The sequence below is a fragment of the Kribbella sp. NPDC050124 genome (assembly GCF_044460355.1).
In the GTDB taxonomy this organism is placed as follows: domain Bacteria; phylum Actinomycetota; class Actinomycetes; order Propionibacteriales; family Kribbellaceae; genus Kribbella.
Window position 1 is genome coordinate 1 of record NZ_JBITJU010000058.1, and the last position, 8,790, is coordinate 8,790.

Sequence of the window (8,790 nt, forward strand, 5' to 3'; positions counted from 1 at the left end):
CATCAAACGAACTCACTTGGGGTCAGACTCCTCGCTCGCCCTCAACTCAAGGTTTCAAGAACAAATCTTGCCTCAGGCAACCTTGACACAGAGGGGTCCGCGTTTCAACTCCTCTTGGGCTTGGGTCGGATGTGTTATTTCGCCTTGTGGGCAAAGGGTTTCAATGGTCTTTCCGATTTGAAGGAGACGCCAGACTGCTATAGAATCAAACATGTGTTCGAAGGGGATCTGGCTGAGCTCTGCACCACGGAACTGCTGACCGTGGCGGCGGAGTTCGACCTGGCCGAGGAACGTGCCGCGGTTCGCAAACTGGAGGTGGCGCTCGCGTACGCCGACCGCCACGCTGTCCTCGCCGGCGGCGAGGACAGTGAGCCGCTGCCCGGGCGGGAACGACTGCGGGTGTACGGCGGCGAGGGGTGTCCGGGCGTGGCCGAGTTCGCGCCGGTCGAGCTCGGCGCAGTGCTGCGGATGTCGTCCGGCGCCGCGGCGTCGTTCCTCGGCGAGGCGTTGGCACTGCGGCATCGGCTGCCGCGGATCTGGGCCGCGGTGCTGGCCGGGAACGCGATGCCCTGGCGGGCTCGCATGGTCGCCAAGGCCTGCCTGTCGGTGTCGATGCAGGCGGCCGCGATCGTGGACCGCCGCATTGTCGGGATCGTCGACACTGTCACCCCGTCGAGGCTCGCGAACATCGTGCGGGCGGCGGTGTGGGAGGCTGACCCCGAGCGCGCCAAGGCCGACGCCGAGGCTGCCGCCAGGCAGCGCGGCGTCTTCGTCGGACCGTCGGATGACCACGGCACGAAACGGTTCTGGGTCCGCGCCGCGGCCGGTGATGTGATCCGGTTCGATGCGACCGTCGACGACCTCGCCTGCGCCTTGAAGGCCCTCGGCGACACCGATTCCCTCGATGCCCGGCGCGCGAAGGCCGTGGGCTGGATCGCTGATCCGGCCGCGGCCCACCAACTCCTCGAGGTCGCCCGCCACCTCGCCCGCACCCGCCCCAACCCCACCGCTGCTCGCGCGGACACCGACTCGGCCCCGTTCGATGGGTGTCCCGATCACGATCCTGAGCCGGATGACTTGTACGGCCCGGACACTCAGGAACCGCCTACCAACGGACCCGATCCGTGCGGCACTGCCGCATCCTGGAGGACACTCGTGCGGCCAACTGGTGGGGTAACCGAGGACGGGTTTACTCGGCGGGTACTGGCCGGTGCGCTCCCGGCGCGGCTCGCCGCGCTGAAACAGCACGCCTACAGCCATGGCCTGGCGGCGGACAGCGGGCGCCGGCCGACCCGGCACACCCTGTACGTGCATCTCACCGACCACGCCCTGACCACCGGTAAAGGTGTGCTGCGGGTCGAAGGGCTCGGGCCGCTGCTCCTCGCCCAGTTGAGCGAACTGCTGGGTCACGACCAGATCGTGGTCAAGCCCGTCATCGATCTGCACGAGCAGATCAGCGTTCACAGCTACGAGATCCCGGACCGGATCCGGGACAGAGTCCGGTTGCGACATCCGGTGGCCATGTTCCCGTACAGCAGCGCCGAGGCCACCGCCGGGATGGACCAAGACCATGTTGTGCCCTACGACCGCGCCGGCCCACCCGGCCAAACCAGCACGGACAACCTCATACCTCTAGGCCGACTCCACCACCGCGCGAAGACTTTCGGCGGCTGGAGCAATCGCCGCCTGCCCGCCGGAGCCGTCGAGTGGACCAGCCCACACGGGTTCCGGTTCCGCGTCGACCACACCGGCACCCATCCCTGCGGCCCGGCGCACTGACCGACGCCTCACCGCTTGTGGCCGCGAGGTCCCGAGCGTCCGATCCAGCGCTGACGTCAAACGTGAGGTGCGACACGGGGCGTCACAGGGGCGGGGGCTGCGGGGTCGTATTGGTGACCGCGGATTGCGGCCGGCGTGGAGGAGGACCAAGGAGGTCGACCATGCATCGTCCATGGAGCAACCTGCGAACTAGGGTGTTCCCCGACCACTGGTCACTGCTGTTCGGCCAGATCGCCTTCTACAGCTTCGTCATGATCGTGCTCAGCGGCGTCGTCCTGACGGCGTACTACGAACCGTCCGTCGATCACGTTGTGTACGACGGACCGTACGTACCGCTCCAAGGCGTAGGCATGTCCCGCGCACTGGATTCGGTCATGGCGATCACCTTCGAGGTCCGCGGCGGCCTGCTGATCCGCCAGATCCACCACTGGTCCACGCTGATCATGGTCGCGGCGATCACGCTGCACCTGTTGCGACTGTTCTTCACCGGCGGGTTCCGTCGGCCACGGCGCCTGAACTGGCTCGTCGTCTTCGGGCTGCTCATCGTCACCCTGGGCGCCGCCCTCACCGGCACCTCACTCCCGGACGACATGGCGTCCGGCATGAGCCTCGCCGTACTCGACGGTGTCCTGCAGGCGACCCCGCTGGTCGGCACTGCCATTGCGGCCGTGCTCTTCGGGGGAGACTTCCCGGGCAATGTGATCGCGTGGTTCTACCCGCTGCACATCGTCGTCCTGCCCGCCGTACTCATCGCCCTCTTCGTTGCCGCCGCGGTCCTCGCGCTCAAGCGCCAGCCCGCGCAGCCCACTGGACCCGGGCGAACGGAAGACAACGTGGTGGGTCGCCCGGCGAGAGTGGCCGCGGTCAAGGGCATCGGCCTGTTTTGCTTCGTCGCCGGGGTCGTGACCCTGATGGCCGCGACGGCGACCATCAACCCGGTATGGCTCTACGGCCCTGCCGACCCGGCGAACGCCTCGGCCGGCGTCGGCCCTGCGTGGTACCTCGCCTTCCTCGACGGCTCGCTCCGACTGGCCCCAGGCTGGGAATTCGTCTTGTGGGGCAAGACCTTCACCGTAGCCATCCTGCTGCCGGTCGGCATCTGCACGCTGTTCCTAGCGCTCGTCGCCGCCTACCCATTCATCGAGGAGCGCCTGACCCGCGACCGAAAGCATCACCACCTCCTTGAACGCCCCCGCCACAACCCGACCCGAACCGGCATCGGCGTAGCCGGCATGACCTTCTACGGCGTCCTCTGGGCCGCAGCCGGCGCCGACACCATGGCCCTGCTCTTCCACATGTCAGTCAACGCACTCATCCACGTATTCCAGATCCTCCTGATCCTCGGCCCACCCGCCGCATTCGTGATCACCCGCCGCATCTGCCTAGGCCTCCAGGCAAGCGACGCCCAGATCGCAGCCCACGGCATCGAAACCGGCCAGGTAGTCCGCCTCCCCAGCGGCGGCTACATCGAAAACCACCGCCCAGTAGACCCCTACCGCCGCTGGCGCCTGATGAGCGGATCCCCGCAAAACCGCGCAGTGACCGCAACGAGGGATGCGGAGCACGAACCTGCTGAGTGACCGACACGAGAAGCATGCTCAGCAGTGGGGAGCTGAGCTGCCTCAGGTTGGCCTGTAGTGTCGCGCTCAGGTCGCCGTCGAGCTAGCCGGGAGTCATGTATGGGCGCGTCAGACTGGAGATACTTCGTTCCTTACCAGGAGGACTTCAGCCAAGCTTTGCAGGACCTACGGCAGCAGGTCTTCTCCACTGGCGACTACTGGTGGTACGGCGACAGCGAATACCTCCCGCCCACCCTCCGTTCACCCCGGCCGGCGCGGCTGGAAGGCCTGTTCGAAGACGAGCACGCGCGCGAGGCGGGGACGCATTCCATCCTCGATGTCCTCCGAGTGGTCGACCCTGACCAACCGCGGAACTGGTACGACCAGGGCACGATCATTCCGGCGACCGCCGATGAGGTTCGAGCTGCCACCGGCACGGATCGACCAACGCGAGCCGACACCGCCGACCTTGACGACAAGTTGCCTCGAGCCCGTTGGGTCGGTCGCTGCGCCGTCCTCTACGACGAGCACGGCAATCCCACCGAGCTCACCTTCTGGGGCCACTCCGGCGACTAGCCCCCCTGCTTCGGGATCATGTGGGGCGTGCCCGCCTCCTTACACGACTGGATCGAACTTTGGTTCGGCGCCGTGCCCCGACAGCCAGACGCTGCCGCGCTCGTCAAGCCGCTGCTCAAGTTCAACCACGTGCCCACACAGCCATGGGTAGACCGCGGCGTGGAGGTGCTGGTCGTCGAGAACCAGGGCGTGTGGCTGTGGGGACGTGGAGAGGCTGGGGATTTCCTTGAGCGCGAGTACGACGACCACGCAGCCTGGCAACCCATCGCGGAGACCGAAGACGAGTTCTGGCTGCACCACGCGGCCTTCGAGGCGCTGTGGTCGATGGGCGCGAACCGCAGCGCCGTTCGACTGGATCAGGCTGCGGTCGCCCAGATCGAGGACGCCTGCACCCCGCTGCCCTGCGGCGAGTGGTCGTGGCCGGGCCGCCGACAACGGATCTGGCACCGCTCCGGCTCGCTGACCATGATCTGCCAAGACAACGACGGCCACTGGGTGGTCGCCGCCGCCCGAACCGAGGAAGAGCTCTCCTGGCTAGACCCGCTGGCCCTGAAATGGGACGAGTTCGACAGCCGCACCCCGTAGCCAACCGATGCCTCAAAGCGGCAGCGAGTGCTTCCAGGGGCGACGGCCGTGCGCGTACCTTGAGAGCGTGGCGTCGAGATCCTTGCCGCAACGCGCGGTCCGCGCGGTCGGCGAAAGCCCGGTTTCCGAGCGGCTTGCCCGCGCTCAAGAGCTGGCTTACGGGCCGCTGATCGAACGGGTACGGCGCAGTCCGCTGCACACCGACGTACTCGGTCATTCCTTGCATCCCTCGCTGACCGACGTGACCGCCGGGTGCTGGCTCAGCACGTCCCTTCTCGACCTCGCCGGTGGCTCCGAGTCGCGTCGCGCGGCGGCGCTCCTAACCGGGTTCGGACTGCTGGCATCCACGCCGACGGCTCTCGCAGGCGCCGCCGACTGGGCGGAACTCTCAGGCTATGAACGCAGGATCGGCGCAGTCCACGGCCTCGGCGCAGACAGCGCAATACTCCTCTTCACCGGCTCCCTCATCGCCCGCCTACGCGGCAACCACCCCCGCGCCACAAAACTCGCCCTAGCCGGCAACCTAGTCATAGCAACTGCGGGCTTCCTAGGCGCCCACCTAGCCCTACACCGCGGCACCGCCCGCCGAACCCCAACGGCTGAACGCAACTAGAACTCGTATGCCTATCGGCCGCGAGCTTCAAGTTCGACCATCCTCTGCCTAGCGCGGTTCGTCACGGTTCGCGCCGCGGTCGTCACCTGGTTGCTGTCGCCCTGGGAACGTGCGCGGATCGGGGTGAATTGCAACTACCGGTGCAACTATGGCCAGGGCTGACTACTTCAATCGCTTGGATGTCGATCAGCTCGTCAGGAGTCGCTGGCGTCGCCCCGGATCAGCTCTGGTTCCCTCGGGCTGGCACGAGTAACGTCGCAACCGCCCGGCGCACAGAGCTCCATATCGCCCAAGGGGGGCATGGGATGCTTCGTCGCCTGCTACTGATGGTCGGCCTGCTAATCGCCGGCCTGTTGTTCACTGGAGCGCCTGCGTTCGGCGCGCCACCGGTCACCGAGACCACGACCCTGAAGAACCTCGTCGAGACCTTCGTCGATGTGATTCCCGATCCCGTCTGCTCGGACGAAGGACCGCTGTACACCATCACCACCACGACCAACCTGATCGAGCACACGACTACCTTCGACGACGGCCGCGTACACGCGACCTTTACCCAGACCGGCACCTTCGTCGCGGTGCCGCTCGAGGACCCGACTCTGCCGAGCTACACCGGCAAGGTCACGATCTGGGGAGGCTTCAACGCCAACGGGGCGACCGTGAACGGCACGTTCACGTTCAACCTCCACGCCACTGGCTCGGACGGGTCAACGCTCCGCACCAACCAAGTTGATCACTTCAACGTCCGGCCCGACGGCACGGTGAACGAGTTCTTCCACTGCCACTAGGCCTTCCGGGAACTCACCCCGCCAGCTCCCGCGCCGGGCGCTGGCGGTGGGCAAGAGGAAGAAGCTACGACAGCAAGACGGCCCATGCGCTGCGGCTGACTTGCAGGTGCCGGCGTCGACACGTGGTTGGCAGATCCTCGTGCACTACCCCTCGCCGAGTCTCCGCCGGCCAGTGGATGTGCCAGTCAGAGCCGGAGGTACCCGGGACGGGATTCGAACCCGTATGCCTTTCGGCCGCGAGGTTTAAGTTCGACCTCGTGGTGTTCGGGGCGATCCGCAGGGGTACGAACAGGCTTGGTCGCTCTGCGACGTACCTTGCCTGGACGCGACTGAACGCGGCGGAACTGCAACCGGAACTGCAACCAGCGGCGCCGATGCCCATAGGGGGCGATCCAATGGACTCTGAAGGTTCGATCCCGGAGTCAACGCCCGAGGAGGATGCGGCGTCGGCGGTGACGCAGTGGCTGGTCGAGAACCCCAGTCCCGACGCGGGCAAGGTTCGGATTCTCGATGATCACAAGACCGTCGTGGTTTATTGGAAAGGTGATCCGCCGGCTGGCCTGCAACAAATCGTGGCGGCTCAGCCGGTGCCGGTGACGATCCGCAAGGCCACCTACAGTCGAGACGAACTAGTGGCGGCCGCCAAAGCGCTGATAGCCGCCAACAGGGGCGTCATCACCGCGGCCGGCCCGAACCGCGACCTCTCCGCAGTGTGGATCACGCTCAGCTCCAAAGCGCCACAGACCGCGCTCGCGGCGGTGCGCACGCAGAGCGCGATCCCGGTAGAGTCCGGCGGCGTTCTCGACATCACTTACGGGCGCGGCCGCGCATCCTCCCAAACGGAAGGTCCGTCGAGCCAGGGTTGACGGTTACGTGTCAAGCACGCGCGCAGTCCTCCCGCATCGCCCCGATAGCTGCCGACCTTAGGTTCGGCGCGGTGGGGGTCAAGGGGCGAAGATCCCGGAGGGACGCCGCAGGCGCCCTTGACGCGGGCCGGGCCGGACCGTCCCTTCCAGGATTGCTAGCGGGGCGATGCGGGAGCCCGCCGGCAGACGGGATCAGGCGGCAACGGCATGCGGCGGTAGCCGGGTGTTTCGGCGAGACCACACCGACAGGGTGTCGATCGTTGATGGCGAGTTGTGCCGTCTTCGACCCGGCACCCTGTTGGCACCTGCGCGCCAAGCCAAGGGACGCGCCCAGAACGCAGCGAAGCGGAGTGGCGGGCAGGCGTCCCGCCCTGCAGTGGCGGGCGCGCTTTGCGGCCCTGGAGGGGCCCGTCTTGAAGACGTAGAGAAACTTGTCAGGAGACACTGGCGTAGCGCCTGTCCTCCGTCGGGTGATGTGCGACGGTCGTCCGCCAGGTGATCTGCGACAGTGAAGGCGCGGATCGCGGCATAGAAAGACGTTCTGCGTGTCGGCCGTGATGTAGGAACGTCCCCCTGATGCGCTTGTCGGGCTTGGTGTCCCATCGCATATGGAGGACGTTCATGACCAACGGTAATGGTGTCTCGCGGGGTGACCGGAACCGCAACGCTCGATTGGCACGACTGCGGGAGTTGGTGCCGCTGGAGAACGCGATCGTCGGGATCGACCTGGCCGACAACAAGCAGATGGTGGTGGTGACCGACCACGACTCCAAGGTCCTGGCCCGCAAGACGTTCCGCTGCCGAGCCTGGGATCTCGGGGTTGCGTTGGACTGGGTCGCGGAGCGCGCGACCGCGAACGGGTTCGCCGGCGTGACGGTGTCGTGTGAGCCGACCGGGCACCGGTGGCGGGTCTTGGGCCGGCTGGCTGCGGACCGGTCGATGCCGTTCGTGTGTGTTCAGCCGATGCAGACCTCGTGGGCTCGGCGCAGTGAGGACCTAACCTTCGACAAGACCGACGACAAGGACGCGATCCTGATCGCCCGGCTGACCGCGCAGCTGCGCGGCTACGTTCCCGAACCGATCGATGAGACCTGGGGTCGGCTGCGGCACTTGGGTGCCCGCCGCGAGCAGCTGGTCACCGACGCGGGCGGCCAGATCCAACAGATCCGCGACCTGCTCGAATGCGTGTGGCCTGCCGCGCTGGAAGTAGCCCAGCAGCCCTTCCGGTCCAAGACCTGGGTCGCGGCGATGTGGGTGATCTTGGACCGTGATGGCGGTGACTTCGACCGCACTCGACGTCTGGGCGCGGCCCGGTTCGAGCATGCAGTGCGCCGCGAGATCAGCAAGCGGGGCGGGCAGAAACCCTGCCTGCGGATCCTGCGCAACCTCTATCGGGCGCTGAGTGATCCGGCCGGAGTGCTCGCACATCGACCCGGCGCGCTAGAGCGGGTGCAGCTGCTGCTGGAGGACTGGGCGCACACCCAGGACAAGCTCGCTGACACCGAACAGCGCATGGTCGCCGTGCTCGACGAGCTCAAGCTGACCGCGCTGGTCACCTCGATCACTGGCATCTCCGCGGTCGGGGCCGCAGCCATCCTGGCCGAGACCGGTGACCCGAACCGGTTCGCCACCGCACGGGCGTTGGTCAAGCACGCCGGCCTGGCACCACGGGAGAAGTCGTCGGGCACCTTCACCGGCCGGACCAAGCTCACCGGCCAAGGCCGGCCCCGGCTGCGGGTCGCTGCGTGGCGGACGGTCTGGGGAGCCCAGCGCGCCAATCCGGTCTACGGTGCCCGCTACCGGCACCTGACCACCCGCGAGAACAACAGGCTCAAGCCAACCCAGGCCCAGACCGTGATCGCCGCCGCGATCCTGCGCCACATCCATGCTGTGGTCACCACCGGGCAAGTCTGGGACCCCGAGATCGCCACTCCGCTGCGTGTCAAGATTTTTGAGGCGGGTTGGTTAGGGATTCATTGAGTCAACCGAGTTCTCCTGCTGCTGGCCTTCGGTGGGTTTGTTGATCC

At 66.9% G+C, this 8,790-nt stretch carries 8 protein-coding genes; all 8 read left to right on the top strand.

All coding sequences use genetic code 11. From position 1 onward, the window contains the following. The first annotated feature begins 213 nt into the window (after nt 1-213). The 8 genes from ACIBL3_RS46920 to ACIBL3_RS46955 all read left to right on the top strand — a co-directional run bounded on the left by ACIBL3_RS46920 (nt 214) and on the right by ACIBL3_RS46955 (nt 8,743). Nucleotides 214-1,779 carry a DUF222 domain-containing protein gene (locus ACIBL3_RS46920; protein WP_396360566.1) on the top strand — a complete coding sequence of 522 codons (1,566 nt, stop codon included), beginning with the start codon at nt 214-216 and terminating at the stop codon, nt 1,777-1,779. A 161-nt stretch (nt 1,780-1,940) separates the two neighbouring features. Then, complete coding sequence (locus ACIBL3_RS46925) at nt 1,941-3,359, top strand: cytochrome bc complex cytochrome b subunit (RefSeq protein ID WP_396360567.1); 1,419 nt, start codon at nt 1,941-1,943, stop codon at nt 3,357-3,359. 99 nt (nt 3,360-3,458) lie between these two features. Then, complete coding sequence (locus ACIBL3_RS46930; protein ID WP_396360568.1) at nt 3,459-3,914, top strand: hypothetical protein; 456 nt, start codon at nt 3,459-3,461, stop codon at nt 3,912-3,914. A gap of 72 nt (nt 3,915-3,986) precedes the next feature. After that, on the top strand, nt 3,987-4,499 hold the full coding sequence (locus tag ACIBL3_RS46935) for a hypothetical protein (RefSeq protein ID WP_396360569.1): 513 nt from the start codon (nt 3,987-3,989) through the stop codon (nt 4,497-4,499). Between the two features lie 67 nt (nt 4,500-4,566). Next, the gene (locus ACIBL3_RS46940) at nt 4,567-5,112 is read left to right on the top strand and encodes a DUF2231 domain-containing protein (RefSeq protein WP_396360570.1); all 546 of its coding nucleotides are present in this window, start codon (nt 4,567-4,569) and stop codon (nt 5,110-5,112) included. 305 nt (nt 5,113-5,417) lie between these two features. Further along, entirely contained in the window at nt 5,418-5,897 is a 480-nt protein-coding gene (locus ACIBL3_RS46945) for a hypothetical protein (RefSeq protein ID WP_396360571.1), read from the top strand. 395 nt (nt 5,898-6,292) lie between these two features. Next, the gene (locus tag ACIBL3_RS46950; protein ID WP_396360572.1) at nt 6,293-6,763 is read left to right on the top strand and encodes a hypothetical protein; all 471 of its coding nucleotides are present in this window, start codon (nt 6,293-6,295) and stop codon (nt 6,761-6,763) included. Nucleotides 6,764-7,384: 621 nt separating this feature from the next. Further along, nucleotides 7,385-8,743 (top strand): IS110 family transposase, encoded by a 1,359-nt coding sequence (locus ACIBL3_RS46955; protein ID WP_396360573.1) that lies wholly within the window; start codon nt 7,385-7,387, stop codon nt 8,741-8,743. Nucleotides 8,744-8,790 lie beyond the last annotated feature (47 nt).

What these genes read in the sequence shown, in the direction of transcription:
- ACIBL3_RS46945 (WP_396360571.1), top strand. Translation starts at nt 5,418, where the DNA reads ATGCTTCGTCGCCTGCTACTGATGGTCGGCCTGCTAATCGCCGGCCTG.
- ACIBL3_RS46955 (WP_396360573.1), top strand. Translation starts at nt 7,385, where the DNA reads ATGACCAACGGTAATGGTGTCTCGCGGGGTGACCGGAACCGCAACGCT.
- ACIBL3_RS46950 (WP_396360572.1), top strand. Translation starts at nt 6,293, where the DNA reads ATGGACTCTGAAGGTTCGATCCCGGAGTCAACGCCCGAGGAGGATGCG.
- ACIBL3_RS46925 (WP_396360567.1), top strand. Translation starts at nt 1,941, where the DNA reads ATGCATCGTCCATGGAGCAACCTGCGAACTAGGGTGTTCCCCGACCAC.
- ACIBL3_RS46930 (WP_396360568.1), top strand. Translation starts at nt 3,459, where the DNA reads ATGGGCGCGTCAGACTGGAGATACTTCGTTCCTTACCAGGAGGACTTC.